The sequence below is a fragment of the Rhodococcus sp. NPDC056743 genome (assembly GCF_042790355.1).
Lineage (GTDB): Bacteria > Actinomycetota > Actinomycetes > Mycobacteriales > Mycobacteriaceae > Rhodococcus_F.
The window spans coordinates 37,502-64,473 of the sequence record NZ_JBHTZI010000002.1 but is presented as its reverse complement, the minus strand read 5'-3'; the positions used below and the strand labels follow the sequence as shown (position 1 = coordinate 64,473).

Here is a 26,972-nt window from a genome sequence, read left to right as displayed (position 1 = left end):
ACTGAGAGAAAGTGACAAATGAGTAATTCCGAGTACCGCATGTTGATCGACGGTGCGCTGGTCGCCGCGACCGGGGGCCGTACCTACGAGAATGTCAACCCGGCGAACGAAGAAGTCATCGGTGTTTCGCCGAATGCCGGTGTGGCGGATGTCGAGCGGGCGATCCTGGCCGCGCGGCGGGCTTTCGATACCACGACGTGGTCGACGGACACCGAGTTTCGTCAGCGGTGTCTGGTGCAGTTGCAGTCCGGTCTGCGTAAGAACGCCGAAGAGTTGCGACCGGTCATCGTCGCCGAAGCCGGATTACCAATTGCCTTGACCTACGACGTCGGGTTGGACCGCTCGATCGATTTGATGAGTCACTACATCGGTCTCCTCGACACGTTCGAGTTCGAGCGGGTCATCACCCCGGTTGCCGGTGACGAGCAGGCGCACCGCATCGTGCGGCGTGAGGGTGCCGGTGTCGTCGCGGCGATCACGCCGTGGAATTACCCGTTCCACCTGGCGCTCGGCAAGCTGGTTCCCGCGTTGGCTGCGGGGTGCACCGTGGTTCTCAAGCCGGCGCCGGATACTCCGTGGAATACGTTGGAGATCGGTCGTATCCTGCTCGAGCACACCGATATTCCGGCCGGTGTCGTCAATATCGTCAGTACTGACGACAATGACGTGGCGTCGGTGCTCACGACCCATCCTGAGGTGGATGCGATCACGTTCACCGGATCGACTGTCACGGGTCGGCGGATCATGGCGGCGGCTGCGCCGACGGTCAAACGCCTCACTCTCGAGCTCGGTGGTAAGTCGTCATCGATCCTGCTCGACGACGCGGACTTCACCGCACTGATCCCCAGAGTGGTCGCTGGTACCTGCAGTCACGCGGGTCAAGGTTGTGGTGTCCCATCGCGGCTACTGGTGCCGCGTTCGCGCCTCGGAGACGCAGTGGACCTCGCTGTGGAGGCTATGCAGAAGTTCCCGTGGGGTGACGTCAACGATCCTGCCAACTACATGGGGCCTGTAGCCAACAAGCGTCAGTACGAATCGGTGCTCCGCTACTACGAGATTGCGAAGGCGACCGGGCGGATTGCGCTCGGTGGCAAGGCCAGTGACCGTTTCGAGAAGGGCTTCTGGGTCGAGCCGACTGTGCTCACCGACGTTGATTCCCTCTCGACGGTGCCGCAGGAGGAGATCTTCGGTCCGCTGCTGAGTGTGCTGCCCTACGAGGACGATGCCGACGCGGTCGCGATCTCGAACAACACGATCTACGGTCTCGCCGGCAGCGTGTGGAGCGCGGATGTCGAGCGGGCGATGCGGGTGGCAAAGGGTATGCGGACCGGAGCGATCAGCGTCAACGGCGCCACATGGAATCACCCGACGGCACCGTTCGGTGGCTACAAGCAGAGCGGAATCGGCCGTGAGTGGGGCGTTGAAGGTCTCGAGGATCTCCTCGAGGTCAAGACCATCGCCCGTCCTGCCTAGCCAATGAACAACATTGAATGCCGACTGATTTTTTCGAAGGAGACTGCACCATGAACATTTATGTCGACCAGGACATTTGTCAGGGGCACACAATCTGCTCGATGGTCGCGCCTGACCTCTTTCAGCTCAGGGACGAAGACGGTCATGCCTACGCGATCGACGGTGACGTCCCCGCAGAACTCGAGGGCGTCGCGCGCGAGGCTATTCTCTCGTGCCCGGAGCGCGCGATCGTCGAGGTTTTCGAGCATGCAATTCAGGAATCCTGAACCGTAATATCCTCTGGCGCTGCGTAAGAGCGCCTTGATCGCATCCCGGAGTAATCATGACAGCAGACGATGTTCGCAATGTCGAAGACCTGAAGAAATGCCCGATCGACTATGAACGCCACGGGCCGAACTTTCGCGACGAGTTCGTGGAGAAGACACACGAGCTTCATGCGAAGTGCCCCATCGCGTGGAGCGATTCTTACGATGGACACTGGGTTGCCAGCGGAATTGACGAACTGTTCGCAATTGCTCGTCGATCGGACGCGGTAACCAGCTTCCGGGACGTCGACGGCACCAAGAACGGGTACAAGGGCATCTCGATCCCGGCGTACGCGCAGAGCGGTCCGTACACCGCGCCGTCGTTCCTCGAGCTGGATCCGCCGGAACAGACCGACTTCCGGACAATTCTCAACCCCTACCTGTCGCCGGCCGCCGTCGCGCGCTGGGTTCCGGTGATCGACGAGCTTGTTCGTGCGTGCATTGACGACAACATCGAAAGCGGCAGTATCGATTTCGTTTTCGATCTGGCGAATGTCGTCCCGGCTGTCGTCACCATGGGACTGTTGGGCCTGCCGCTCACCGATTGGGTGATCCACAACGAGCCGGCTCACGCGCTGATGTACACACCTCCTCATTCTCCTGATTTCGGTCGGGTCAGGCAGATTTTCGAGGAGAGCAAGCTCGCGCTCATGGAGTCGGTGAAGGACGTTCGAGCGAATCCGCGACCTGGTTTGCTGGACGCACTTGTCAGGTCGACGGTAGTCGGTAAGCCTCTCTCCGATGAGCAGATCCGAGCTACGGCGGCGTTGTTGGTCGGTGGTGGATTCGACACCACCACTGCACTGACCGGTCAGTCCATCCTGTGGCTGTCCCAGCATCCGGCGGAGCGGGCTCGTCTCATCGACGAGATCGACACTCTTCTCGACCCGGCAACGGAGGAGTTCCTCCGCTATGTCACACCGGCGCAGGGTGATGGGCGGACCTTCAGTCAGGATGTCGAGATCAACGGCGTCGAGTTCAAGGAAGGCGAGCGTCTCTGGCTTTCGTGGGCCATGGCAAACCGCTCACCTGATGTGTTCCCTAACCCGGATGAGGTCGACTTCGACCGACGCGGTAATCGGCACACAGCCTTCGGTCTCGGCATCCACCGCTGTATCGGCTCGAACGTCGCTCGCGTCCTCTTCAAGCGGATGTTGACCGCGGTGCTGGAACGCATGCCCGACTTCGTCGTCGATCCTGAAACGGTTGTGCACTACGAGTCAGTGGCGATGATCAACGGCCTGGTGAACCTGCCGGCGACTTTCGCTCCGGGCAAACGGATCGGGCCAGGGTTGGAAGAAACTATCGAGCGAGTCCAGCGGATCGTTATCGAGCAGGGTCTGGCTGAGCCGGTGGCGTCAAGGAGAGGTGCTGCGTCGGTCGGTGGTTGATCTTTAACGCTATTGGGAGGGCGGAGATTGAATTCCGTCCTCCCAATGCACTTTTCGTGTCCATATGTCATGACGGGCAATACGGTTCTGTTGAGAGTCTTCAATGCGGAATGTGGGGGAGTAGATGAACAAAGTTGTTTGCGGTTCGGTCGCGGTCGAGTCCTCGCGTCGCGCGTTCCGTTTGAGTCAGGCTGAATGCAACCGGATGGTTGAGTTCGGCGCGAAGTGGGTTCATTACGGCGCGGTACCGGATGAGGAAGTTTTCGTAGAGTTCGGAATCAGCAGTCGGCAGTTCTACGAAAGATTGTCGGCTGTTGCGCGGAGTAAGCGAATGGAGCTGAGCCTCTCGCTGAGACGGGATCTGCTGGAATTGTGCCGCGCCCGACTGCAGACGTCATCGCGCTTGGGTGCGTAGTGCAACGATTTCGTTTCACTCATGCCGTTGTCGCCGAGTTCTTCCCGGCATGGCTGCTGTGACCCCGGGGACATGGACACCGGGCGTGATCGAGTCGGAATCGACGTCCCGGATCAAGGCCTCCATGACGGGGAATCGAATCTAATGCGGATACCGATATCGTCAAGGATGTCGGTATCCGCGTCGCGCGTAGCTCCGTAGCTTTCGTGAACTACCCGCAATGATCGGAAGATTTCGAAAAACATCGCACAGGCCGTCAGGCTCCTCGTCGGAACTTACTTGGCCGAGATAGTGTTCCGCTTCAGCTGGCTAGGAGACCGTCCTCGATCCGGCGCGGCATTGGCTATTGCAGTAGCGGGCCCTAGTGATGCTTCGAGCCCTGAGGTGAAGAACTGGACCAGGTCCTCGAGTAGGACATCCATCGGCAAGGGGAGTTTCTCGCCAGACGCCAGAACGGCCTGATAGCGAGCCAGTGTATGAACGGTACCCGTAAGCATGTGCATGCAGCGCTCTTCGAGGACTTCTTCGGAAAGGTTGGCCAGGAGTCGGCCCAACAGTCCCAGTACGGTACTGGCAGTGGCGGACGGAATTACAGTATTGCTACTTACGCTGAGGCGTGAATAGCCGCCATTCTCCAGGATGTAACGGGACATAAATGCAAGGTAATGATTGTCCTCGTCCAGATGGCTCGCCAGAGGGAAGACGAATAGTCGCACAAGGTCGGAAACTTGAGGTTGGCCGCGCACCATCAAATCTGCGAACATTTCCACACGACGTTCTTCGCTGGTGTGGGCCCTGTACGCGATGATTTCGCTCACCAGAGTTTCCCTGTCGCCGAAGTGGTACTGCACCACGGCATGGTTCTTCTGGCCGGCAGCGATGCCGATGTCTCTCAGAGGAACTGCTGCGATTCCGCGCTCGGCAAATAGCTGTTCGGCTGTGATGAGAAGTAACAGTCGGGTCGCGTCGCCCCGTGAGTTTACTCGTTCCTTACCAGCGGCAGACCGGGTGTTCCCGCCGTCGCTCGAAGGTATCTTGTCGGCTGGTGCTGTCGGCATATTTGCCCAGGGAAGTGCCTATTGTCCGGCGCTGTCCCTGCCCCCTCTCGTCTGCTCATCTCTATCCGCGAGAGCGTATGCCTTGTGTCAATTTCCAGATCGGATCGCTCTACCCGGTCGCGCTCGTGCGAATTTGGATTCTAACTTACGGTACCTCGAATCGGGCAGCCTTGGTGTTAAGTATAACTGCTTAAATTATATCAGGGACAATGCCGTCAAATGATTCAGTGAAGGAGTTGGCGCCTGTAGCCTGGGTCACACTTCGGGTTCTGTGGTGCCGCAAATTATGTGCAGTGCGAAGAATTCAAGTACGAATTAAGTTCGTCTGGTTAATCTTTGCGCCTCTGGCTCTGTGCCGGCATCTGGTTTCCAACAGCGGCCGGCAATCGACGTTCCATTGGGTGTTGTTCGGCTTCCGGAACAGACCTGTCGCCGTAGCCGGTGAGGCTACGGCGACAGTCCGGCGAGATGCGAGTCAACGTTGACACTGATGGTCTGCCTGCACAGGTTGGCCGGCTGACCAGTCGGCCAATCTGTATTTGGTCAGTTCAACCAGACCTTTTCCCAGTCCCAGGCTGCACCTGAACCAGTCGGAACAACCGTGATGCCCTGGACCTTCTTGTCCGAGGCGATGTAGGCGCCGATGTACTGCCAGATACGCATGGGTGCGTCGCGAGAGACCTCTGTATTGACGATTTCGTAGGCCTTTGCGACTTCGGTGGCGTCCTTCGACGAGCGGGTGAGCTCGAGCGCAGCGTCAACCTTGGGATTCGAGTAGCCGGTCGCGTTCTGCGGTGCATTGGTGTAAAAGAGGTCGAACAGCAGATCCTTGGACGCAGACTGATAAGTCGTGGTCATGAGTTGGAAGTCGCCCTTCCTCTGATTTGCCAAGAGAACTGGGGGGTCGAGGGGCACGATCTTGACCGTCAGGCCGTTGATCTTCTGCAGTTGGGCCTGGAGCATCTGAGATGTTTGTTCCATCACCGGGAAACCTGCATAGGTCGTGAGCGAAATGGTCTCACTGGTCTTCGAGGTCCTGCTCAGGTAGTCATCGAACAGTTTTTGTGCCTCGCTCAAGGCGAGTTCGGGGAATGCTGCGCCACTGTCCGAAGGCATGAACGCGTCAGCAGTCACGGTCTGGGTGCCGAGAGCTGCCACCATCTGGTCAGCGTCGATTGCGTGCAGCATCGCGTTCCGTAGACCAGCGTCTTGGACGGTCGGATCCTTGTAATTGAAGATAACGCCGCTGCCACCGATGAGTTGACCGCCATCGGTGTTGAAGCCGCTGTCCGCCATTTTCTCAGTATCAATAGTGCTGGAAAGAGGGGTCATCAAAGCTTCTCCACTGATGACCGCATTCATCTTCTGAGGATCGGAGCCAGCTTGTTTGATGGTCATCGCATCGAGGTATGGCAAGCCTTGTTCGAAGTAGGTCGGATTGCGGACGAGCTTCATTTCGGAGTTGCGGACCCATTCCTGCATGAGGAAGGGGCCGGCTCCGACGGGCTTGTTGCCGACTTCCGCGCCGGCTGCCTTGATCCCGGTGGGCGAGCCGATTGCACCAAGGCCTCTGACCAACTGCCAGGGCAGTTGGAAGTTCGCTTCGTCGAGCGTCACCTTGACGGTAAGCGGATCAACGATCTCCCACGCCATACCGTTGGTGGCAGACGCTGCGGCGGAAAGCGTCGCGGGATCCTTGATGCGGTCCCAGTTGAACACGACCGCCTCGGCGTCAAACGGGGTGCCGTCGCTGAATGTGACACCCTCACGGAGCTTGAGCGTCCAGTTCACCCCGTCCGAACTCTCGAATGATTCTGCGAGATACGGTACGAACGTGTCAGTCGCGGCGTCATAGCGCACCAATGTGCCGAACACAGGCGAACAGCGGTGGTACGCAACCAAACCGCAGTTCGCCGGGTCCATGGACTGGGTTTCGCCTCCCATTGCATATGCCAACGTGCCGCCGGTCTTCGGCTCGCCTACAGAATCGCCCTCGCTTCCCGAAGAAGAAGAACAACCTGTCAGGGCGATACCCGTGGCGACAACAGCCGCGAGGGCGCCAACGACCCGCCGAGACTTCATACCTTTTTGCGTGCGCAAAGTGAACTCCAATCTCATTTGATTACCAGCCCCCTACTCGTGAGGGTTCGGAAGATGTCTGTGCTTGTGGGACTTCGTTTATCAGGCGGGATTTTTTGACAGCACCGAGCTGTGACCAGCTGTCTGCAGGGTTGCCGAGTCGTCGAGAGGGAAGTGGCAGGCGACGAAGCGACCCGGACGAACCTCTCGAATTTCCGGCTCATCAGAGGCGCATTGGTCTTGCGCCAACGGGCATCGTGTCCGGAACCGGCACCCACTCGGCGGATTCAGCGGGGAAGGCAAGTCACCAGAGAGCGCGGCCTCCCGAATCGGAGCATCGGGATCAGGTTCTGGAATCGACTGTGCGAGTGCGCGAGTGTAAGGATGGGCCGGGGACGAGAAGAGTTCCTCCGAAGTGCCGATCTCACAGATCTTTCCGAGATACATCACCACGATGCGGTCACTGAGGTTCTTCACCACGGCCAGATCATGGGCGATGAAGACCATCGTGAGCTGATACCGCTCCTTCATTTCATGAAGCAGGTTCATGATCTGAGCCTGAACCGAAACATCCAGTGCCGATACCGGCTCGTCGCAGACAATCACTTCGGGGTCGAGCACCATAGCGCGCGCGATGGAAATGCGCTGGCATTGACCACCCGAGAATTCGTGGGGCCGGCGGTCTGCGGCAGTATCAGGGTCAAGTCCGACCCGCTCGATCATCGCCTGCGTCTTGGCTAGAACCTCCGACTTGCTCAGGTCGTCGTGTATGCGCAGGCCCTCGGCAATGATGTCCTTGACCTTGCGCAAGGGGTTCAAAGAGGAAATCGGATCCTGAAAGATCATCTGAATCTTGCGGCGTTGGCGGCGCAACGCAGAGCCTTTAAGGCCGACAACGTTGACACCGTCGAACTCGACGGATCCGGAAGTAGGACCCGGAAGCTGCATGATTGCCTTCGCCACACTGGACTTGCCGCAACCGGACTCCCCGACCAAGCCGATTGTCTCACCGCGGATAGCGTCAAAACTGACGTCCGACACAGCATAGACTCGCTGCCCGCCGCGACCGGCGTACTCCACCACCAGATTTCGAACGCTGAGAACGACGTCGTCCTGGTCGCGTAAATGAGCTGTTCCACTGCCAGCCATCAGATCATCACCTCATTACCAACCGGCGTACCCGCAGCAGTGACGCCTGCTTCGGAATTTCGTAGACGAGCGGCATCTCCGTCAGTAGTGCCCAGCGGGAAGAAGCAGGCTGCCGAGTGTTCTGGCTGGTATGGATCTATCTGCAGCATCGGCGTCTCCTCGAGACAACGAGATTGCGCTGAAGCGCACCGCAAAGCAAAACTGCATCCCGCAGGCGGGTCGATCACAATCGGGGGACGCCCGGGAATGGACGGAAGCCGAGTATGGCTCGGATGAGAAACCTTGGGGATCGCATCAATAAGTGCCTTGGTATAGGGATGGCGCATGTTCGCGAACAATTGGCGCGTAGGCGCCTTCTCGACCACACGTCCGGCGTACATCACCGCAATGTTGTCAGCGCGGCCGGCAACCACACCCAAGTCGTGGGTAATGAGGATCATCGCCATACCCGACTCTTCCTGCAGATCCTGCAGAAGGTTCAGGATTTGATGCTGAACTGTCACATCCAGTGCGGTGGTCGGCTCGTCCGCGATAAGTAGTTTGGGTGAGCACGCGATGGCAAGTGCGATAGTAACGCGTTGACGCATGCCTCCCGATAGATTGTGCGGGTACTGGCTGAAGCGCTTCTCCGGTTCGGGGATGCCTACCATTCGGAGCAGTCGGGTCGCCTCTTCCGTGGCTTGTTTCTTGTTGAGGCCGAGGTGGAAACTGAGCGTCTCGGTCAGTTGCTTTCCGATGGTGATCACCGGCGTCAGTGACGTCATCGGGTCTTGGAAAACCATCGATAGGTCCACGCCCCACAGATGTGGATTGTCCTTGCGGGTAACTGTTGCCAGATCCACTCCGTTGAGGATGATTTTGCTACCCGGAAGGACATGCGCGTTGGGAGCGAGGATCTTCATGATTGCCCGGGACAGTACGGATTTGCCCGATCCGGATTCACCGACGATGCCCAATGTCTCACCGCGACGCAAATCGAGATCGACACCTTCAACAGCCCGGACCAGCCCCTTCGGCGTCTGAAACCACACCCGCAGATCCTTGACCCGAAGAACTTCGGTCGAGTCGACATCCGCCGAAGAATGTTCGTGCTCGGGAGACTTGACTGCCTGACTCATATCGCCGAATCCTTTCCAACACGTCCACGAACCCAGTCGCCAATCCTGTTGAAGGAGAAGACGGTTACGAAAAAGAACAGAGCGGGAATCAGTACAAGCTGAGGGTGCCGGCTCATCTGTTCGCGTCCGGCGGCGAGCATTCCACCCCAACTGGGCGTCGGCGGGGGAACGCCCACACCGAGGAAGCTCAAAGATCCCTCGGCGATCACGAGCGTCGCCATCACGACCAACGCCAGCGACAGGATGGGTAGCATGACATTCGCCAGCAGTTCACGGAGCAGGATGCGTAGCGGCGATGCACCCAAAGATTTTGCGGCAGTAACGAACTCTCGTTCGGCGAAGGCTAACGTGTTGGCCCGGGCGACACGTGCGAAGTTCGGGATGCCCATGATGGCCAGCGCAATCACCAGTGTGCTCAGACTCGGCTCGAGAACCGCAACCATTGCGATCAGGAAGATCAGCGGGGGAAACGAAAGTGTGAAGTTGATAAACAACGAGATGAACTTGTCAACTGCTCCACCGAAGTAGCCCGCGAGCATCCCCAGGGTTACGCCGAGGACAAGTGAGATGCTTGTGGCACCGATGGCAACTGCAAGCGACACGCGAGCGCCGAATATAAGACGAGACAAGACATCTCGACCCAGTGAATCAGTTCCGAGAATATGACCGTCGGTGCCGGGAACCGCATTGAAAACACTGGAGACGTCGTTCGGATCCGGCAGCGGTAGCACGTTCGCGAAGATCGCTCCCAGACACACAACGGCAATCCAGATAACACCGATCAGGGCGCCGATATCACGCCGGCGCCGAATGGGTTTGATAACCACTTCTGGCAGTGGGGACTGCGCGTTCCGTTCCGCCACGGCGACGGACCCGGGCGAATCCTGGATTACTTCGCTCATGACGTCCTTTCCTTCCTGACTCTCGGGTCGAGCAGCGGATAGGTGAGGTCAACTAATGCGTTGATGAGTATGTATCCGACAGCGCAGACCAGCACCACAGCCTGCACCACGACGTAGTCGCGGGAGTGAATTCCATTGATGGCTAGCGTTCCCAAGCCTGGGAGGGAAAAGATCGCCTCAACCAAAATGGTGCCTCCGATGAGTCGCCCGATCACCATTCCGGACACGGTCACCAGGGAAAAGGAAGACTGCTTCAATGCGTGCCCCGACAGGATGCGCCATGTCGGCAGCCCCCGTGCGCGGGCAGACAGAACGTGATCCTGTTGGAGGGTAGTCATCATGTCGCCCTTGAGAATTCGTATGAAAAGTACGATTTCGGACGCGGCAAGAGTCGCCACCGGGAGTATAAGTTTCTCAATATGTGCAATCGGGTCTTCCGAGAACGGTACCCACCCCATCGGCGGAAAGATATTCAGTGTCATTGCAAAAACAAAGATAAGCACGATTCCCAGAACAAAAGACGGTGTAGCCAGCATGGCCGACGAAACGATCGTGGTCACCCGATCTACTAGTCCGCCAGGACGGTATGCCGACCAGACTGCCGTCGGAATCGCTATGACCAGAGCCAAAATTATGGAAACCAGAGCAAGTTCGAGGGATACGGGAAGCCGCTCCATGATCGATTCTCCGACGGAAACGCCCGTTTGATATGACCTTCCGAAGTCACCATGGAGAACCCCTCCCATCCAACTGAAATACCGTTGCAGCAGTGGATCATTGAGTCCGTACGCATCCCTGGCGGCAGTTATCTGCTCAGGGGAGGCATCTGGTGGAAGGAGTGCATCCACTGGGTCGCCTGGAATAAGCTCGAGGAGCAAGAACACCGCCACCGACACCATGAACAGCAGCATCAGGAACTGGAACAACGAGCCAGCTCGCTGCGTGAAATTCCATGTTTTCACTTTTCTACCATCTCTTTACATCCCAATCTCTTAAACCCCACGGGACATCCTTCTTCCGGAATTTGCTCGAGAAGCGCAGTCGAGCGTGTGGGGAACAGCGGTGCGATGACAGTTGCGAAGTGCGTCCGGATCGGAAGTGGACCGACGTGCCGGCCGAGAAGTCAGCTGAAGCGATATGCCTTCGGCCAGTTCACTTCCCATGCAGTTCTGGTGAGGAAGGTCTGCATTTGAGCCGGCTCGGATACTGGCATCATCGTCCTCACACGGTGTCGGGATCTAAACCAGTTTGTTAAGCACTCCTGCGAAACGGCGCTCGTTATCGTTCCGGATAACGAAACACATGTTCCGTGTTTCGATTAAGCTTGGCAGCTGAGGTTGTCAGCGTCAAGGGGTGTGCCCGGTCCTGTTCTTCAGGGGAGTCATTCGCTCAGGGCTATCCAGGTAAATTACTTGGTTCAAGAACTCGGATACGGATGAGCCCGATGTGTGTAGTGGCGCAGAGCCGCAACCTCGGTCGACCGCAGCAGGCCGAGGTTGCGTGGATTCGTCGGTAATCGACCCAGCCAATCTTCCTGCTAGTTTGCGAGTTCATACTGTTCAAGCCCAAAAGTGGCCTCCGCCTCTGGTGGATTCGAACGTGTTGCACTCACCGCATGTCTCCACGAAGGCGTTGTCCTATCTGGCGATATTGCTCCGGTGCGGACACGATCAGCCCTCGTCGTTCGCGTAGCCCTGGAGCTGCGGTGCTCAGTGGCGGCCTTGTGAAAGCTACAGATGTGAGCTGGGATCCGCAGTCGTTTCGGCGAATAGGGGCCGACAGATTGGTAATGCCTCCAGGCTTGAATGCCCAGATGACTGGATCGCATTAAGCGCCAACGGTTCTTTGTTGTCGCTCTCATCGTGCGCAGTCGACGACCCGGGGCGTGAACGTATCGACCACTGGAAGCTGTGCGCAGGCACTTCGGTCAACAGGGTTTCCATCAACGCGATCGTACGGTCCTATTTGGTTAAAATCACCTGTCTACAAATGAATTTGGTGCCGGGTATAGCTGCCCGACTCGAGTAGGCAGATGGCCCGCAGAGTCGTATGTCGTCCACTTGCATGGCTCGGTCTCGACGTTCTCAACACGTACCTTCGGGGCGATAAGATCGTGGCGTTAAGCGTCAGTCCCACTGAAGCTGATTCCTGCAACGATTCTCGTGACGGGGGAATCTGACATTCGGTCAGCTCTTAGGTGCAGTCCCGCCCATACTGGCGGTGAGGATCTCGGCCGAGTGGATGACGAGTCCGGCAAGGACGGGTTCGTCTGTTTCGTTGAACCGACTCTCGGGGATCGTGACGCCGACGTCGCCGAAAACCTCACCGGAGGGCCCGAACACGGGTGCGGCTACAGCCACGGCGCCAGCGATCCGCTCGGCGCGGGAACTGGCGTAGCCCTGGCGCTTAATCTCTGTAAGGCGTTCTGTGAGACGCTGCGTATCGTCGCAGATATCAGCCGATGTGCCGAGCTGTTTTTCCAGGATCTCGCGGCGATCCTCATCGGGTAGGAACGCGAGGATTGCGAGTCCACTCGCGCCTGTGTGCACCGAGAGCCATTTGTTCAGTTGGAGCACGTAGCGGAGCGGATGAGCGGACTCAACGGACAATGTGAACATCATCTGTTGACGTTGACTACTGTAAACACTGAGGAACGAGGTTTCTTCGCTCCGTCGAGTCAGCTCACGGAGAACGTCGTTCGCCTTGTCGTGCAGTGGGAACTGGGCTATCGAAGTTCGGGCGATTCGCAGGAATTCCAATCCGATTCGGTAGGTGCCGCTGGGGGTCCGATCTACCATTCCGAGTTGTTCAAGTTCGCCGAGTAGGCGGTGGGCGGTGCTTGCGCTCGCGCCCAGTCGGGTACCTAATTCTCGGACGCCGTAGGCCTCTTCGCCGCTATCGACCATATGGATCAAAAGTTGTATCGCCCGCCCCAGCGGATCGCGGCGCCGCTTGATTTCGTTCTGCTCCAACAGTTCCTGTGGACTCTCTGCGACCAAGTTCATCTCCTCGGGATCTGCTCTTTGCGTCATTCGCCTTCTGTGTGGCACTTGACTCTTCGCAGTGAAACGAGTGTCCCGTTCAATCGAACGTTAGCATCAACGTGGTCCCTCTGTGTGAAGTCGGGAGTCCGGCGCGACCTTGCTCGGGTGTGTTCCGGAAACCCCGTCGACATCGAGCAACACATGTGACTGCACTATTTGTCGATGCTCATATCAGGTGGTTGACACAATCCAAGCTACTATGCTTAATTACTAGGATTCGGCTTGGTCGGTCTGGATGGTCCAAATCTGACCTGATCCAGGCATGGAGGCAGGCGCATTGCTGTGCGGCGGTCGGCCCGAGGTGAGTGCGAGGCACCGCCGGATCAGGGAGCGAGATGATCGCGGAAGTGGTTGTGAGCGAATGCAAGGGCTTTTTGCGTAGTCGTGACACGAGTGGGGACCATGCCTGAAAACAGAAAAACCATTGTAAATTCTCACGCTCACTTTCGCGTGAAAATGATCTACCACCCTGTGCTTCACGTTTTTGATCTCGACGAAGCCGAAGATTTTTACCGGCGGGTATTCGGCAGGTCGAGCACCCCCCTGACGTCGGTAAGGAAAGCGCCGCCGAAGCCGAATCATTCCATCGACCATTCGATCTTCACTGCTGTTGGCGACGTTCTGATCGATAGTCTTGATCCGAAGCGGTACATCACCGGGGGAGTCCAGCGACCTGCAGTCGAGCAGGGTCATTTGCAGACCTTCGGATGGTACATCGAGGGAATGCCCGAACTTTACCGCGAACTCAAGCATCATGGCATCCGAGTTACCAACAGCCAGGACGAAATTGCTGAAGGCGACGACCTGCCGATGGCCGGCCCGATTCCGCACTTCCATACGCTTCCGGTGGACGCCGGAATTCGTTACTACTTCTTTCCGCAGTTTCCCTTCAAGCCCGACCTTCGACTCGCGCCTGACTGGTCTATTCCCGCTGTGTCGGAAGAGGACCCGCTGGGTATCGAATACTGTTCGCACCACACGGTATTGACTGACAAGCCGAACCGGGCACACAAGTTCGTCGTAGATGTCTTGGGCGGAACAGTCATTAACGAGGGTCGCGACGACGTCCGGTGTGTCACCGGTTCGTACGTTCATCTTGCCGATGCGATCCTCCAGTACGCAGCACCGGATGCAGATTCGCCCGCGCAAGCAGACCTTGCTGCGAATGGTCCGGACGACGTGTATCACGCAATAACATGGAAAGTTGTCGACATCGATCGGGTCGAACGTCATGTCGAAGACCAGGGCGTGCGCATCTTGACCCGCACTGACGACACGATCATCACCGACCCCTCTACCAGTCTCGGTGTCCCGTGGGGCTTTACTACAAAGAGGATCCCAGGGGATCCGCGTTGAACATGCACTGCTGCGCATGCCGGGCCAGCCCACCAACCCGCCGGGTTCCGAGAAGATCGCCGAAAAATTCTCTTCCCATTTCTTAACAACATGTGCTTAACTATCTGTGTTGGTAGTCACATCTCGAACCAAAATTTGGGCGCTCGCCGCCCGTCCCACCCGCACCCGTCGATGCCCATTGCGTCTGTGTATCGATGTGCTGACCCAGGAGGTCGTATGAGTACGGAAACTCTGACCTACGCAGACGTTGTCGCAGGTGTCCAGGCCAGTCTCGCGGCATACACCCAGGCGATGGATTCTGGCCGTTTCGACGATGTCCTAGCCACATTCAGCAGAGACGCCGTATTCGAGATCACCAATTTCGGTTTGGTTGCCGAAGGGCATGATGCGATCCGTGATTACTATGCCACGACCACAGGTGGAGTGCCCTTACGCCATGTTGTCGTCAATACGCTTGTCTCCGAGCAGAAGGGAGGCGAGGTGGAGGTAAGCAGTGACCTCCTTGTCCTTCAGAAGGGTGAGGCCGGTTGGGGGCTTCTCATGGTCGGCAAGTATCAGGACACCCTGCGGTTCGTAGGAGGCACGTGGCTGTTCCAGCGCCGGACGTTGTCCTTTGCAATCTGAGTTCCGAGGTCTTTGATCGACCAACTGGTCACCTCGGAGTAGTCCCGGGAGATAGTCGAAAGTCCGAGAATGAATCCGGTGCATCCGGAAGATAATGCCGCGTTTGAAAGGTCAATGGTTATGGCCGTTAGGGATTGGTCGAAGTTCGTGAGTCTTTTCGAGGGATTGGGTCGGTGCCTGTGATGAAGCGTGTGGCGGTGGTGACCGGCGGTGGTTCAGGTATCGGTAGCGCAATTTGTCAGCGCCTGGGTGCCGATGGTTACGCGGTCGCTGTTCTCGACCTCAATGGTGACGGTGCTGAGTTGACAGCGAAAGAGGTCGTTGCTGCCGGTGGCCAGGCTGTCGGATATCAGCTTGACGTCAGTGATCGAACTGACGTCGATCGAGTCCTCGGAGAGGTCCGGGCCGAGTTGGGTTCAGCGAGTGTGCTGGTTACCAGTGCCGCGGTTGCTATTCAGGAGCCGTTCGCGGAAATCAGTGTGGAGTCCTGGAATCGGATCATGGCGATCAATCTGACCGGTACATTCAACTGTGCGCAATCTGTTTTGCCAGAAATGGTCGAATCTGGTTGGGGACGAGTGGTTTTCATTTCCTCGTCGAGCGCCCAGCGTGGCGGTCCGAAGATGGCACATTACGCCGCGTCGAAGGGGGGTGTCATCGCGTTGACCAAGACCCTGGCTCTCGAATACTCACCGTTGGGCGTGACGATCAACAACATTTCCCCTTCTTCGATCGACACCCCCAGTGTTCGTCGTAAGCAAGAAGCCGGTCTGGTCCCGTCGAATGAAGTGATGGGTCGACACATCCCAGTAGGTCGAATGGGCACCGGCGCAGATATCGCAGGGGCGTGCGCGTACCTGTGTTCTGACGACGCGTCCTTTGTCACCGGGCAGACCGTCAGCGTCAACGGCGGATCCTACCTCGCCTGAGCTTCGCCGTAGCCGCGCCGGCTACGGCGACAGGTCCATTCCGGACAGGAATCCTTTTCTCCAAGGAGACAGCGTTTCATGAGTACCTTGACTATCAACACACTGACGCCGTCCATGGGCGCAGAGATCAGCGGCATCGGCCTCGACCAACTCCTCCACGACGACACTGTCCCGGAACTGATCTGGAATGCACTACGCGAGCACGGTGTCCTTCTCTTCCATGACCTCGGGTTTACTCCCGACACTCAACTCCAATTCAGTGAACGACTCGGCACCCTGGACCGCACCAACGGGGAGCAGTACAACGAACCCGGAATTCAGCGGGTCTCGATGGACCCGAAGAAGAATGGTGGTCAGGAAACCGTGCGCGGAACGTTCAACTGGCACATGGACGGCTGCACTCTGCCCGCCGAGAAGAACCCCTCACCGGCAACAATCCTCACCTGTGCGGTCACATCGGAGACCGGCGGACAAACCGAATTCGCCAGCACACGTGCGTTCTTCGACTCGCTCAGCAGCGACGAGAAGGACCGACTGTCGGCGATGCGTGTTGTGCACTCCGTCGCCGGTTCTCGGCGACGAGTAATCCCGAACCCTACTCCGGAGCAGGAGCAGGCATGGGCGGCGATGCAGAGTCGTGAACACCCGATGGTCTGGCGGCACCGTGAGGGCCGCCCTTCGGTGATCATCGGTGGCACGTCGGACTATATCGTGGGTATGGGTAAGGACGAAAGTCGGTTGTTCCTCGACGATCTCGTTGCGCGGGCCACAACACCGGATCGGGTGTACAGCCACGAATGGTCGGTCGGTGACACCGTGATCTGGGACAACCCGGGGATGCTGCACCGCGTGCAACCCTACGAAGACGGCTCCGCGCGCGAAATGATCCGCTGCACACTTGTCGGTGAGGAACCCACCGAATAACACCCAGCTCGGGTTCGTAGGGTCTGCTGCACAGCCGGCAGAAAATGTAAGGCAATATGACAACGCGTAGACCGTGTGGGGGAGGTCGACAGAGGTGACCGACCCCGGTCCGACTGGATTGTCAGTCCCGTCTACCAGAGCGCAATGGAGTGACGCAGTGAGTGAACCCCGGATTGTTCCTCGCCCCTTGGAAGATTGGGACAAAGAAGTTCGAGACGCGTTATCTGTCCTGAGCACGGGCACGCGCAACTCGACTGTCGAAGCACAGCCACCGGTCGTGACTCCTCCCCAGCCCCGATCAGTGCCCAACATCATCGCTATCTACGCGTGGCATCCTGAGTTGAGTCGCAGTTGGTTGACGTTTTCCAATCATCTGCGCGATTCGACGTTGAATGACCGGGAACGGGAGCTACTCACGCTCGCGACATCATGGTTACGGCGAGGTGAGTACGAGTGGGCGCAACATACAGGAATGGGTCGAGCTGCGGGGCTCTCCGATGACGAGATCGAGGCCGTCAAAATTGGTTCAACGGCGACCATCTGGAGTCCGATGGATGCGGCCCTGCTCCGAGCGGTAGAAGAAATCTGCCAGGACCGTTACGTTTCGGATGCCACGTGGGCTGAGCTTGCAACATACTTCGACCGCAAGCAGATGATGGACGTGGTTTTCCTGATCGGTGCCTACGACATGCATTGCATGGTGTTCAACACCTTCGGGCTGGAACTGGAACCTGGAATGCAGGGTTTCTAGTCGCTCGGAGGCTCATCCACGATGAAAGTCCTTGTGGAGCAGTCGGTCAATTCGCAAGTGGGCATACCCAGTGGTGCGGCCCGCCTCGACGGCCTGTGGGGCGTCGGCGTTTGTCGATGCCGCGAATCGGAGTCGCCAGGTCCAACTGAAATGATCGAATCCGATTCCGCCTGATGGTATGAGCGGTGGACTGGATGCCTTCCGAACGGCGACAGTCAATGTGTTGTGGGCTCGGCGATCGGTACACGCTCGTGGCGAGTGCCCACTCATATCTACAAGGCTGAGGGTGAGGTTTCGGATGAAATCATTGAGTGATCTGTTACGTAACTGTATGCAACTCGGATATGTGGCAGACGATATCGATGCCGCCGCAGAGTTTCTCGAGAAAACACTGGGGACAGTCCAGTGCGCGAAGCACTATCGATCGTCGTTGGGTCGTCTACCTGATGAGATTGCGGCCGAAGAGTCCTCACGTGCGAATGGGAATGAACCTCAGGGGTCGTTCGTCGTTGTCGGAGGAACACTAGCTGAGGAATGGGTGATCGATGTCGCGTTGGTCAACGCCGGCGCGACTAACATCGAGATCATTCGGCCGGTCAGTGGCGCGGTCGATCTTTACCGGGGCGCATTGCGCGGCGGCGCTCCAGCGACGCTCCATCACATGGGTTTCCGCGTGGACGATTTTGACGAGGCATCCGCAATCGTTGCCGAAAGTGGGCGTACATGGGCGCAATACGGAAGAAGCGGCGGTATCCGGTTCGGTTATCTGGATCTGACGGCGGAACTCGGTCACTTCGTCGAGGTGATGGAACTCGACGAAGCCGGTGCGAACGGATTCGCGAAGCTGGAAGCGGCCTCGAACGCGGTCAATTGATTTCTGCTACATCGGGTGTCGCACATTTCCGGTAATACACGAGAGGAATGAAAGTGGAAAGCAACAAGATCGATGATATCTACGATGTCATCGTCGTCGGTTCAGGTGCCGGGTTGGTCGGTGCACTCGCTGCGGCATCGCGCGGTCTGCAGACTCTTGTCATCGAGAAGACCGAGTTCATCGGTGGTACAACCGCATACTCGGGGTCTGGCTTGTGGTTGCCAGGCAATGCTGCGGAGCGTCGAGCCGGGGTCGACTCCGGTCCGGATCAAGCCCGGCCTTATCTGGATGCGATCGTGGGTGACGATGCTCCCTCTGCGCTGAGAGAAGCCTTCCTGCAGGTGGGGGCACCGATGATCGAGGAGCTGGAGAGCCATGAATGGCTTGGCCAGTTTTACTGGCAGGGGGTTCCTGACTACTTCGAGAAGGCTCCGGGCAGCTTATCGACTGGGCGCACGATTTTTCCTGAGCCGCTTGATCGTTCGGCTTTGGGTGACCTCGAGCCGCTGGTTCGGCGGCCGCAGTGGGCTGAGCGTTCGGGTGCAGATCCGGGGTCCGTCATGACTGGCGGGCAGGCGCTGATCGCTCGACTGTTGCTTGCCTTCGTAGCCACTGGCAACGGAACGATCCGCATAAACACCGGTCTGGAGCGGCTCGTTCTGGAGGACGACCGCGTAGTTGGGGTCGACGCAACCTCGAATGGTGAGTCGATCACTATCCGTGCGCGTCAGGGCGTTCTCCTTGCGGCCGGTGGCTACGAGAGGAATGCGGAACTACGTCAGAAGTACCAGCCAGAAGTGACGGACGAATGGTCCCAGGGTGCACCCGGCAACACCGGCGACGCCCTTGTTGCCGGCATGGAAATCGGTGCAGCGACAGATCTTCTCGACGAAGCCTGGTTTGTTCCAGGGCTTGTGATTCCCAATGAGCGTCCTGTGTTTCACACCGCGGTGTGGAGTGGTATTTGGGTGAACGATGCAGGCGAGCGTTTCATGAATGAACGACTTCCGTACGACAGGTCGGGCCACGAGATACTTCGAGCGCACCGGGCGTCGAATGTTTCGCATATTCCCACCCATTGGGTGTTCGATCAACGCCAGTTCGACAACGAAAGAGCATTTACAACTCCTCCGGTGGCCCCACAGACCACGAATTGGTTCGACGCCGACAAGTTCCTTGCTGCGGGCGTCCTCGAGAAGGCCGACACGCTCGAGGAATTAGCAGAGCTGATCGGTATCCCGGCCGGCGCGTTGGCTAAGAGCGTCGAGCAATTCAACGAGTATGCGCGTAGCGGCAAAGACGAAGCGTTCGGTCGAGGTGACGCTCCGTGGGATCGAATTATCGTCAGTAGCTGCGGTAGCCATGAAGACGGTCCGAATCCATGCCTTGGTGTAATCGACAAGGGGCCGTTCTACGCGGCGCAGATCGTCCTGTCGGATCTCGGGACGAAGGGCGGACTGAAGACGGACGAGAACTCCCGAGTTCTGAGGGAGGACGGATCAGTGATTTCAGGTCTCTATGCCTCGGGCAACACGATGGCACCGATGACTGGTCGGATTTATCCCGGTGCGGGTGGTCCGGTGGGATCGTCGATGGTCTTCTCGTACTTGGCTGCTCTGGACATGGCTGGTCCGAACGGCTAGTTTGCGGAGCATTCTGACGAAAGTAGTTGGCCCCGAAGGAGTTTCCTTCGGGGCCAACTACTTTCTGATCTGGTGCTTAGGTGGCGTCGGTCGAGTGACCGGGAAAGAGTGAGAGTGCAGGGTCCAAGGCAACGGCCGCGTTGTTGACAGCCGTGGCAACCTCACCGAATCCGACCGACATGAGACGAACTTTGCCTGTGTACGACGTTATGTCGCCGGCGGCATAGACATGTGCGGCGGTCGTCTGCATGCGAGTGTCGACGACAATCGTGCGGCGATCCAAGTCCATACCCCATTCAGTCAGCGGTCCGAGATTGCTGATGAATCCCAGGGCAGCGACTACCGCATCCGCCGGGAGGATTCGAGGCTCACTCTGACCATCGATTCGGATGTGGGCTTGCTGCAGTGTGCCGTTTCCGTGGAGCGCCTCTACCTGTGCGTCGGTAATGATCTCGACGCCGCTGTCCATCAGTTCCTGAACACTCGCCGCGTGGGCTCGGAACGCGCTTCGGCGGTGCACCAGAGTTACCGATCGGGCGATCTTCCGCAGCGCAAGGGCCCAATCTACGGCGCTGTCGCCGCCGCCTACGACGAGTACGTCGCGGTCAGTGTGTTCCTGCGGGTCGGGTACGAAATAGCTCAGGCCACGGTCGAGAAACTCTTCTCCGGCAGGGAGTGTGCGGGGAGTGAAGGTTCCGATGCCGGCGGTGACGATCACTGCACCGGCATTGACAACGGTGCCATCGGAGAGTGTGACAACAGGATGGCCGTCGGTGTAATCGAGAGTGACTGCTTGGCGCCCTAGAAGGTAGATCGGTTTGAAAGCGTCGGCTTGTGCCTTCAGCGCAGCGACAACTTCCCGTCCGAGGGAGCCCGGGACGGCAGCGATATCGCGGATCTCTTTCTCGGGATACAGTGCGGTGATCTGTCCTCCGCACTGGGGAAGGGCATCGACGAGCACGGTGGACAAGCCACGAAAACCTGCAGAGTATGCACCGAAAAGTCCAACGGGACCTGCACCGATGATGAGGATGTCTGTCGTAACGGTCTCGGCCATGGGCCAACCTCCTGATGTGTGGCAACGATGAGTTTGGTCTGATACCGATCGGGTCGGCAGACCAACGTGTGGAATGTCAGATCTTGTTGGTCTCTAGATCGGCTGCTGCCGGTGCGTCGCCGTCAGTGGTATTCGATGCTGGGTTCGGGCTGTTGACCGAGAATTCCTCGAAGGTCTCTCCACTCCGCTCGCGGAGAACGGTGACACCGATGACCAGGGCAACGACACAGATTGCGGCCGAGATCCACAGCCACATGGTGATGCCCTGGTCTTGGTAGAACACGCCACCTTCCGGTGCGGCCATCATGTAGGGAGCCAGGACGGCGAACATGACGACGGGAAGAATCGAGGATGCTCCTGTTGTGCACAACTGAACGGTGCCGGCGGTCGATCCTTGGTCACCGGCAGGCGTAGCACGCATCACCAGATTCGGTATCGCGGCGTTGGACACGCCGCCGGCCAGGCCGAGGAGCAGGCTGCCGATCATCACAGTGGCGAAAGTATCGTGTGCCAATGCGAGCGAGACCAATGCTGTTGCAAAGAGAGCGACTCCCAGGGTCAGGAATATCCGCGGGTTCCGCCCCCGTGCAAGGAGGAAACCGATGATGACGCCGCCGATAACCGTAGCCAGTTGTTTCGGAGTCGCGATTCCCGAGAATTCGATGGTGTTCAATCCGAGGCCGTACGTGCCACCGTTGTCCTTCGAGGTCATGGCGAGCAAGGGGATCAGCTGGTAGATCGAAGCAGATATCGAGTATGAAATCGCTCCGGCGAACGCCACGAAGACGAGGGGTTTACGCCGGAAGAGCGAAAGATTGATGATGGGCTCGTTGGCATTACGGGTGTGCCGTACGAATAGGAATCCCAACGCAACGCCGATGAGCAGAAGCGGTGAGGCTTCGAGCCAGCCCCAAGTCCGGCCCATACTCACGTAGAGCATCACCGGCAGAACCGCGCCAGCCAGAACGAGGCCACCGACTAGATCCGGCTTGGTTTCACGGCGCATCTTCGATTCGGGCAGGGTCACCCAGATGGCGATGCACAGGCCGAGGGTCCATATCGCATCGAACAGGAACATTCCGCGGAAGCCGTAGTTTGCCAGTAGCCAACCGATGACTGTAGGTGCCGCGAGTGAGAAGGCGCCCATCCCGGTCACGGTAATACTCGCCGCGAACGCAGCTTGCTTGGGCGGATAGATGTCACGGACGAAGGAGGGGATCAAAGAGAGCGTTGCGAGGATGGGCCCCTGGAGGACACGGCCGATCAGCAGGATCGTGAAGTTCGGAGCGAGGGCACAGATGAGGGCGCCGACGCCCGACACGATCATGGTGATCAGCAGTACACGGCGTTTGCCGTAGAGGTCGGCAGTTTTACCGAGTAGCGGCGCGCATACCGCACCGACGAGGAAGTAGACGGTGGTCAGCCAGCCGCCCTGCGTCGTCGGGAATGCCTTCAGAATGTCGGGCAGGCCGATAGAAACCATGCTGGTGCCCAGCGAGAGCGCTTCGAGCACCATCGCCATGAGAATTGTTCCGACTATCAGGCGGACAGTCCAACCCTGCGCGGATCCAGGATCGCTGCCATTCTTTGTCATGGAAAGTGCCATCTGAAATCTCTTCTCATCGAGGTAAGGACGAACCTGCTGGCATACGGCCTCGCCGGTGTTCGCTCTATGAGGGACTAGGTGTGGTGCAGAAGACGGTCGGCAACGTTGCATGCTCCGGCAAGGTGGGGTCTTCAGGGCCACAATGACTTCCGTAACGATGCTGAGGCGAATGGCCGGCATCAGATTGCCGTCGGCGCGAGGCGGGGGATAGTGCGTGTTGTCGGCGCCAGTGCAGTAGCCGCACCCTCACACGCGGGTCCGTCATTGTCGGGCAAGCATAAATCGTGTTCGTGCAAGTCACATAGTCCCGGTTCCGTTTGATGGAATGGCGAATGGACATTCGGAAACGACTGGTGGAGAGTCTTTTTCAGGCCGGATATATGGGTTTCGGCGGGTGGCAGTGACTCCTCGCGAACGTGCAGATCTGGTTAGGACGTTGTTCGAGCAGTAGGTCGCGCATCGCTATGTTGCGCCCAAGCACTGCTGTCAACAGTCGCTGCGTATCGGATTGCTGTCGGGGAAGTAAACCTTCTGCGAGGCCCCGGAAAAGCTAGTGGACGAGGAAGGCATATCGCATGAGTGACGAAGTTCGAGTGTGGATCGAACACAACCTGTGTACTGGAGATGGGCTCTGTGTTCAGTACGCCCCCGATGTCTTCGAGTTCGACGCGGGTGGAGTAGCGCACGTCAAGAGCGAGCCTGCTGGGCCCTTGTTGACCGATGAGGGTGCGTCGGCGAATGTGCCGGAACACCTTCGCCTCGATGTCATAGATGCAGCAGACGAATGCCCCGGCAACTGTATCCATGTGGCCCGCCTATCAGACGGTGTCGAAATCGCCGGTCCGAACGCCGGCTAGTCGTTGTTCCAGTTTCCCGTGCAGACACGCACGATTGAGCATCAGTTACAAGAGGAGTGATTGTCGATGTCCGTTCTGGATGAATCCAAGGTCGATCGGGTTGTTCCGTGGTTCGAGGGTGATGTTCCGGCGGAGCAGGTTCCTGAGAAGTACCGTCTGGGTAGAGCTTTCGTTCCCAAGACTCGCTTCCTTGATCAGGAGTTCTTGGATCTCGAGCTCGGCAAGATGTTCACTCGGACGTGGCAGATTGCGTGTCGGGTTGAGGAGTTGCCGAGTGTCGGTTGCTTCGTGGAGTACGAGATCGGTCGTTATTCCATTCTGGTGGTGCGTGAGTCCAAGGATTCGATTCGTGCATATCACAATGCGTGTCGGCATCGCGGTACTCGTCTTGCGCGTGGGCGTGGTCGGGTGGGTTCGTTGATCTGTCCGTTCCACGGGTGGCGGTGGAATCTGGATGGTTCGATCAAGTTGGTGCTCGATCGTGAGGAGTTCGTGCCGCGTTCGGACGACGATCTGGGTTTGGGGAAGGTACGAGCGGAGCAGTGGGCGGGTTTCGTGTTCATCAACATGGATCCTGAGGCGAAGCCGCTGCTCGACTATCTGGACCCGATCGCGAGGATTTTCGAGCCGTTCCAGATCGAGAATTTTCGACTTCGGTGGGGCAAGGGTGTTGTGATGGAGTGCAACTGGAAGACGGCGTTGGATGCGTTTCTCGAGGCGTATCACGTTGCCGGTACTCATCCTCAGCTTTTCCGTCTCGAGCGGACCAATGACAAGATTGCGTCGTTGCGGGAGCTTGATATTCGTCCGTGGGCTCCGACGACGGTGTATGAGCGGCATGCTCATTATTCGGCGATCGGTCCGAAGTCGTCGGCGTCGAAGGGGGCGGGCAAGGATCCGTCGAAGCGCAGTAGTGACGGTAAGTCCGATGAGCGTTTGACGGTGGCGAATGCAGTGCAGTATCTGCATGAGGATATGCGTGGGTTGGAGAACGAGCGTAGTTGGCGTGCTGCGGAGGCGTTGAAGACGTCGGAGGTACCTGAGGGTATGTCGGCGGGTCAGTACTTCCTTCAGTTGTATCGGGAGCTTTCGATTGCGGAGGGCTACGACTGGCCGGTTATTACGCCCGAGCAGTGGACAGAGGCGGGTAGTGCGTGGAATGTGTTCCCTAACAGCATTATTCTTCCTGGTCAGGGTTCTGTGTTCTGGTATCGGTCGCGTCCGGTCGACAATGATCCGAACAAGTGCCTGTTCGAGGTTTTCAGTCTTGATCAGATTCCGGTTGCCGATTACGACAAGAAGCGTGAGTTTACGCCGGAGTACTTCGATGATTACCGCGATGCCGATATGGGGCAGGTATTCAATCAGGACTTCGCGAATATGAAGGAAGTGACGGTGGGTATGCATTCGCCGAGCTTTGATGGTCATCGGCTCAGTGAGGAGCAGGAGATGACGATTTGGAATCATCATCGTGTTGCGGATCGCTATATCTGGACCGACTGACCTCGGCACTCGGCATTCGTGTTTTGTTTGGTTCGTTTTTCTTTGCGTCATTTGATGATTGGAGTGGAAAATGGGGATTCGATCTCTCGGCTATGTCAGGCTGAATGCGCCTGACATCGACGCGTGGAAGACGTTCGGGGAGGACTTCCTCGGGCTGATGCGTATTGACGGAGACAATCCGGACTCGCTCTATTTCCGAATGGACCACTATCCACCGCGTCTGGTGGTATCTGCGGCGGAAGAGTCCTCGCTCGGGGCACTGGGTTTCGAGGTGCTGAACCAACGTGACCTGGCTGAAGTCGTGACTGCCGTAGAAGCAGAGGGAATCAAGGTCACCGCTGGTTCAACGGAAGAATGTGCTGAACGACGGGTTACAGGATTCGCTCGGTTCGACGATCCGGCCGGAAATCCGGTCGAATTGTTCTACGGTCCTGTGCTCGATCACGTTCTCATCAACACGCCGTTGGTGAGTAGATTCGTCACCGGTGACATGGGAATGGGACATGCCATCGTCTCCGCCGAGGATGTGCCGTCGGCGTTCGACTTCTATTCTCGTGTACTTGGATTCGTCGAGCGGAATACAGCAGGCCCGACGTACTTCATGGGTTGCAACCCGCGACATCATTCATTCGGTCTTGCTCCCACGCCGGGCCCGGGCAAACTGCTCCACTTGATGGTCGAAATGGCTTCGATCGATGATGTCGGTCGCGCCCTCGACCGCGCCGCTGACCTGAACATTCCGATGATGAACACACTCGGCAAGCACACGAACGACCAGATGCTGTCGTTCTACGTCTATTCGCCGGAGTTGTACGCCATCGAATGTGGTTGGGAAGGCATTCGGGTTGAGACCGAGGAACCGACCTACGCAATAACCGAAGGGGCGCTCTGGGGACACAAGTTCACCCCGCCGCCGCTCCCCGCCTGATTGCAGACATGATGCCCCGGTGCTCCTTTTGAGCGCCGGGGCATCATTCATATAGAGTGAAAGTTATTGCACAGCAATGTAACTAGATTGTCGGTCCGGATAAATACTGTTCGGCAATCGCTCGTCCAAGCGGATCAGTTGAGGATGTCGCGGACTTGTGTGTTTTCGTTGCCGGCCAGCAGCATTGCCTGTGCGGCCTTCATGTGTTTACTCCAATGAGTCGATGCGCCGTCGCCGTCGCGTTCGCGAAGGAGTTTGATGAGTTTTCGCAGCGATCGGATGAACAGCCTGTATCGCTGCTGAGCGGCTTCGGCATTGGACATGGCGCTTTCGCGGGCGATATTGCCGGAATGTCGTTCGAAAATTTCTTGGAGCATTCCACCGATCAGTGCAAGTGTGGCGTTTCCCGACAACTGGACCATTCGGAGGTGAAACCGTGCTGCGGCAGGGCCGAAATCACCTACTGCGAAGGCAGCTGGCACTTCCTCGTCGATCAGTCGTTCGAGTTCGTCGAAGTCTTCAGTTGACCCGGTTTCGGCGAGGATCCGAGCTGCTGCTGGTTCGATAGCTTCGCGGGCGGCAAAGACGTCGACAACGGTGGCGCCCGATAGCTCCAGTAGGAGCGAGGCAGGTCGGGCGACTACTTCGGGGCCTGGTACACACACGCGTGCGCCTGATCGCGATCCGCGACGGACTTCGACGAGTCGTTCGGATTCGAGGACTCGAACCGCTTCTCTGAGTGTCGGGCGGCTCACCGCGAAGTGTTCCATCAGTTCAGCCTCGTGTGGGAGGTGGTCGCCGTCCTTCAGTTCGCCGTCAACGATCATGCTGCGAAGCTTCAGTGCAACCAGCTCTGCAGTCTTCGGGGTGCGGATGGCGCGCCCGGAAGGTGATCGTTGCTCGAAGACGGGCGCTATGGCGGCGTCATCGGTCATGGGTACGTACACCTTCTCTAGTCAACGGTAACTATGCATACTCAGTAAAGC

23 protein-coding genes are annotated in these 26,972 nt (G+C 58.0%); 13 read left to right on the top strand and 10 right to left on the bottom strand.

The features are described from left to right. Positions 1-18: 18 nt before the first annotated feature. Genes ACFRFQ_RS04735 through ACFRFQ_RS04725 form a run of 3 tightly spaced genes read left to right on the top strand, consistent with a single transcriptional unit; the run spans position 19 to position 3,169 of the window. Positions 19-1,473, top strand: a complete 1,455-nt coding sequence (locus ACFRFQ_RS04735) for an aldehyde dehydrogenase family protein (RefSeq protein ID WP_378653707.1) — start codon at positions 19-21, stop codon at positions 1,471-1,473. A 50-nt stretch (positions 1,474-1,523) separates the two neighbouring features. Further along, on the top strand, positions 1,524-1,739 hold the full coding sequence (locus ACFRFQ_RS04730; RefSeq protein ID WP_378653705.1) for a ferredoxin: 216 nt from the start codon (positions 1,524-1,526) through the stop codon (positions 1,737-1,739). A 56-nt stretch (positions 1,740-1,795) separates the two neighbouring features. Next, positions 1,796-3,169 (top strand): cytochrome P450, encoded by a 1,374-nt coding sequence (locus tag ACFRFQ_RS04725; protein WP_378653702.1) that lies wholly within the window; start codon positions 1,796-1,798, stop codon positions 3,167-3,169. A gap of 690 nt (positions 3,170-3,859) precedes the next feature. On the opposite strand, the gene ACFRFQ_RS04720 is transcribed toward ACFRFQ_RS04725, so the two are convergent. The 7 genes from ACFRFQ_RS04720 to ACFRFQ_RS04690 form a co-directional block, all read right to left on the bottom strand. After that, positions 3,860-4,642 (bottom strand): TetR/AcrR family transcriptional regulator, encoded by a 783-nt coding sequence (locus ACFRFQ_RS04720; protein WP_378653699.1) that lies wholly within the window; start codon positions 4,640-4,642, stop codon positions 3,860-3,862. Between the two features lie 543 nt (positions 4,643-5,185). After that, positions 5,186-6,724 (bottom strand): ABC transporter substrate-binding protein, encoded by a 1,539-nt coding sequence (locus ACFRFQ_RS04715; protein WP_378653696.1) that lies wholly within the window; start codon positions 6,722-6,724, stop codon positions 5,186-5,188. Positions 6,725-6,823: 99 nt separating this feature from the next. Further along, positions 6,824-7,870 (bottom strand): ABC transporter ATP-binding protein, encoded by a 1,047-nt coding sequence (locus tag ACFRFQ_RS04710; RefSeq protein WP_378653693.1) that lies wholly within the window; start codon positions 7,868-7,870, stop codon positions 6,824-6,826. Further along, positions 7,870-8,988: an ABC transporter ATP-binding protein gene (locus tag ACFRFQ_RS04705; protein WP_378653690.1), complete on the bottom strand. Its 1,119-nt coding sequence runs from the start codon at positions 8,986-8,988 to the stop codon at positions 7,870-7,872. Before ACFRFQ_RS04705 ends, ACFRFQ_RS04710 begins: the two co-directional genes overlap by 1 nt. After that, a complete protein-coding gene (locus tag ACFRFQ_RS04700) occupies positions 8,985-9,890 on the bottom strand; it encodes an ABC transporter permease (RefSeq protein ID WP_378653687.1) in 906 nt (301 codons plus the stop codon). Before ACFRFQ_RS04700 ends, ACFRFQ_RS04705 begins: the two co-directional genes overlap by 4 nt. Beyond that, positions 9,887-10,852: an ABC transporter permease gene (locus ACFRFQ_RS04695; protein WP_378653684.1), complete on the bottom strand. Its 966-nt coding sequence runs from the start codon at positions 10,850-10,852 to the stop codon at positions 9,887-9,889. Before ACFRFQ_RS04695 ends, ACFRFQ_RS04700 begins: the two co-directional genes overlap by 4 nt. A gap of 1,224 nt (positions 10,853-12,076) precedes the next feature. Next, positions 12,077-12,922: an IclR family transcriptional regulator gene (locus ACFRFQ_RS04690; RefSeq protein WP_378653681.1), complete on the bottom strand. Its 846-nt coding sequence runs from the start codon at positions 12,920-12,922 to the stop codon at positions 12,077-12,079. Between the two features lie 483 nt (positions 12,923-13,405). Here ACFRFQ_RS04690 and ACFRFQ_RS04685 point away from each other — a divergent pair, with 483 nt between their 5' ends. The 7 genes from ACFRFQ_RS04685 (at position 13,406) to ACFRFQ_RS04655 (ending at position 20,035) form a co-directional block, all read left to right on the top strand. Continuing rightward, positions 13,406-14,290, top strand: coding sequence for a VOC family protein (locus ACFRFQ_RS04685; protein WP_378653678.1), 885 nt, complete (start codon positions 13,406-13,408; stop codon positions 14,288-14,290). A 216-nt stretch (positions 14,291-14,506) separates the two neighbouring features. After that, the gene (locus ACFRFQ_RS04680) at positions 14,507-14,914 is read left to right on the top strand and encodes a nuclear transport factor 2 family protein (RefSeq protein WP_378653675.1); all 408 of its coding nucleotides are present in this window, start codon (positions 14,507-14,509) and stop codon (positions 14,912-14,914) included. Positions 14,915-15,096: 182 nt separating this feature from the next. Continuing rightward, entirely contained in the window at positions 15,097-15,843 is a 747-nt protein-coding gene (locus ACFRFQ_RS04675) for an SDR family NAD(P)-dependent oxidoreductase (RefSeq protein WP_378655039.1), read from the top strand. A 78-nt stretch (positions 15,844-15,921) separates the two neighbouring features. Beyond that, entirely contained in the window at positions 15,922-16,767 is an 846-nt protein-coding gene (locus tag ACFRFQ_RS04670) for a TauD/TfdA dioxygenase family protein (RefSeq protein WP_378653673.1), read from the top strand. A gap of 187 nt (positions 16,768-16,954) precedes the next feature. Continuing rightward, positions 16,955-17,518 (top strand): carboxymuconolactone decarboxylase family protein, encoded by a 564-nt coding sequence (locus tag ACFRFQ_RS04665; RefSeq protein WP_378653671.1) that lies wholly within the window; start codon positions 16,955-16,957, stop codon positions 17,516-17,518. 331 nt (positions 17,519-17,849) lie between these two features. Beyond that, positions 17,850-18,392 carry a VOC family protein gene (locus tag ACFRFQ_RS04660; RefSeq protein WP_378653668.1) on the top strand — a complete coding sequence of 181 codons (543 nt, stop codon included), beginning with the start codon at positions 17,850-17,852 and terminating at the stop codon, positions 18,390-18,392. A 53-nt stretch (positions 18,393-18,445) separates the two neighbouring features. Beyond that, complete coding sequence (locus ACFRFQ_RS04655) at positions 18,446-20,035, top strand: FAD-dependent oxidoreductase (RefSeq protein WP_378653666.1); 1,590 nt, start codon at positions 18,446-18,448, stop codon at positions 20,033-20,035. Between the two features lie 76 nt (positions 20,036-20,111). Here the strand turns inward: ACFRFQ_RS04655 and ACFRFQ_RS04650 are convergent, their stop codons facing one another. Together ACFRFQ_RS04650 and ACFRFQ_RS04645 are read right to left on the bottom strand one after the other, a co-directional pair. After that, the gene (locus ACFRFQ_RS04650) at positions 20,112-21,092 is read right to left on the bottom strand and encodes an NAD(P)/FAD-dependent oxidoreductase (RefSeq protein ID WP_378653663.1); all 981 of its coding nucleotides are present in this window, start codon (positions 21,090-21,092) and stop codon (positions 20,112-20,114) included. Between the two features lie 76 nt (positions 21,093-21,168). Continuing rightward, entirely contained in the window at positions 21,169-22,686 is a 1,518-nt protein-coding gene (locus tag ACFRFQ_RS04645) for an MFS transporter (protein WP_378653660.1), read from the bottom strand. A gap of 587 nt (positions 22,687-23,273) precedes the next feature. On the opposite strand from ACFRFQ_RS04645, the gene ACFRFQ_RS04640 reads away from it, so the two are divergent. The 3 genes from ACFRFQ_RS04640 to ACFRFQ_RS04630 all read left to right on the top strand — a co-directional run bounded on the left by ACFRFQ_RS04640 (position 23,274) and on the right by ACFRFQ_RS04630 (position 25,986). Beyond that, on the top strand, positions 23,274-23,555 hold the full coding sequence (locus tag ACFRFQ_RS04640; protein WP_378653657.1) for a ferredoxin: 282 nt from the start codon (positions 23,274-23,276) through the stop codon (positions 23,553-23,555). Between the two features lie 66 nt (positions 23,556-23,621). Continuing rightward, positions 23,622-25,058: an SRPBCC family protein gene (locus ACFRFQ_RS04635; protein WP_378653654.1), complete on the top strand. Its 1,437-nt coding sequence runs from the start codon at positions 23,622-23,624 to the stop codon at positions 25,056-25,058. Between the two features lie 70 nt (positions 25,059-25,128). After that, positions 25,129-25,986, top strand: a complete 858-nt coding sequence (locus ACFRFQ_RS04630; protein ID WP_033236770.1) for a VOC family protein — start codon at positions 25,129-25,131, stop codon at positions 25,984-25,986. A gap of 134 nt (positions 25,987-26,120) precedes the next feature. Here ACFRFQ_RS04630 and ACFRFQ_RS04625 read toward each other — a convergent pair whose 3' ends face one another. Continuing rightward, on the bottom strand, positions 26,121-26,921 hold the full coding sequence (locus ACFRFQ_RS04625) for a FadR/GntR family transcriptional regulator (RefSeq protein WP_033236771.1): 801 nt from the start codon (positions 26,919-26,921) through the stop codon (positions 26,121-26,123). Positions 26,922-26,972 lie beyond the last annotated feature (51 nt).

Excerpts from the sequence above, each read along its gene's own strand:
- ACFRFQ_RS04735 (WP_378653707.1), top strand. The coding sequence starts at position 19 with ATGAGTAATTCCGAGTACCGCATGTTGATCGACGGTGCGCTGGTCGCC.
- ACFRFQ_RS04730 (WP_378653705.1), top strand. The coding sequence starts at position 1,524 with ATGAACATTTATGTCGACCAGGACATTTGTCAGGGGCACACAATCTGC.
- ACFRFQ_RS04725 (WP_378653702.1), top strand. The coding sequence starts at position 1,796 with ATGACAGCAGACGATGTTCGCAATGTCGAAGACCTGAAGAAATGCCCG.
- ACFRFQ_RS04720 (WP_378653699.1), bottom strand. The coding sequence starts at position 4,642 with ATGCCGACAGCACCAGCCGACAAGATACCTTCGAGCGACGGCGGGAAC.
- ACFRFQ_RS04715 (WP_378653696.1), bottom strand. The coding sequence starts at position 6,724 with ATGAAGTCTCGGCGGGTCGTTGGCGCCCTCGCGGCTGTTGTCGCCACG.
- ACFRFQ_RS04710 (WP_378653693.1), bottom strand. The coding sequence starts at position 7,870 with ATGGCTGGCAGTGGAACAGCTCATTTACGCGACCAGGACGACGTCGTT.
- ACFRFQ_RS04705 (WP_378653690.1), bottom strand. The coding sequence starts at position 8,988 with ATGAGTCAGGCAGTCAAGTCTCCCGAGCACGAACATTCTTCGGCGGAT.
- ACFRFQ_RS04700 (WP_378653687.1), bottom strand. The coding sequence starts at position 9,890 with ATGAGCGAAGTAATCCAGGATTCGCCCGGGTCCGTCGCCGTGGCGGAA.
- ACFRFQ_RS04690 (WP_378653681.1), bottom strand. The coding sequence starts at position 12,922 with ATGACGCAAAGAGCAGATCCCGAGGAGATGAACTTGGTCGCAGAGAGT.
- ACFRFQ_RS04680 (WP_378653675.1), top strand. The coding sequence starts at position 14,507 with ATGAGTACGGAAACTCTGACCTACGCAGACGTTGTCGCAGGTGTCCAG.
- ACFRFQ_RS04675 (WP_378655039.1), top strand. The coding sequence starts at position 15,097 with ATGAAGCGTGTGGCGGTGGTGACCGGCGGTGGTTCAGGTATCGGTAGC.
- ACFRFQ_RS04670 (WP_378653673.1), top strand. The coding sequence starts at position 15,922 with ATGAGTACCTTGACTATCAACACACTGACGCCGTCCATGGGCGCAGAG.
- ACFRFQ_RS04660 (WP_378653668.1), top strand. The coding sequence starts at position 17,850 with ATGCAACTCGGATATGTGGCAGACGATATCGATGCCGCCGCAGAGTTT.
- ACFRFQ_RS04650 (WP_378653663.1), bottom strand. The coding sequence starts at position 21,092 with ATGGCCGAGACCGTTACGACAGACATCCTCATCATCGGTGCAGGTCCC.
- ACFRFQ_RS04645 (WP_378653660.1), bottom strand. The coding sequence starts at position 22,686 with ATGACAAAGAATGGCAGCGATCCTGGATCCGCGCAGGGTTGGACTGTC.
- ACFRFQ_RS04640 (WP_378653657.1), top strand. The coding sequence starts at position 23,274 with ATGAGTGACGAAGTTCGAGTGTGGATCGAACACAACCTGTGTACTGGA.
- ACFRFQ_RS04635 (WP_378653654.1), top strand. The coding sequence starts at position 23,622 with ATGTCCGTTCTGGATGAATCCAAGGTCGATCGGGTTGTTCCGTGGTTC.
- ACFRFQ_RS04630 (WP_033236770.1), top strand. The coding sequence starts at position 25,129 with ATGGGGATTCGATCTCTCGGCTATGTCAGGCTGAATGCGCCTGACATC.
- ACFRFQ_RS04625 (WP_033236771.1), bottom strand. The coding sequence starts at position 26,921 with ATGACCGATGACGCCGCCATAGCGCCCGTCTTCGAGCAACGATCACCT.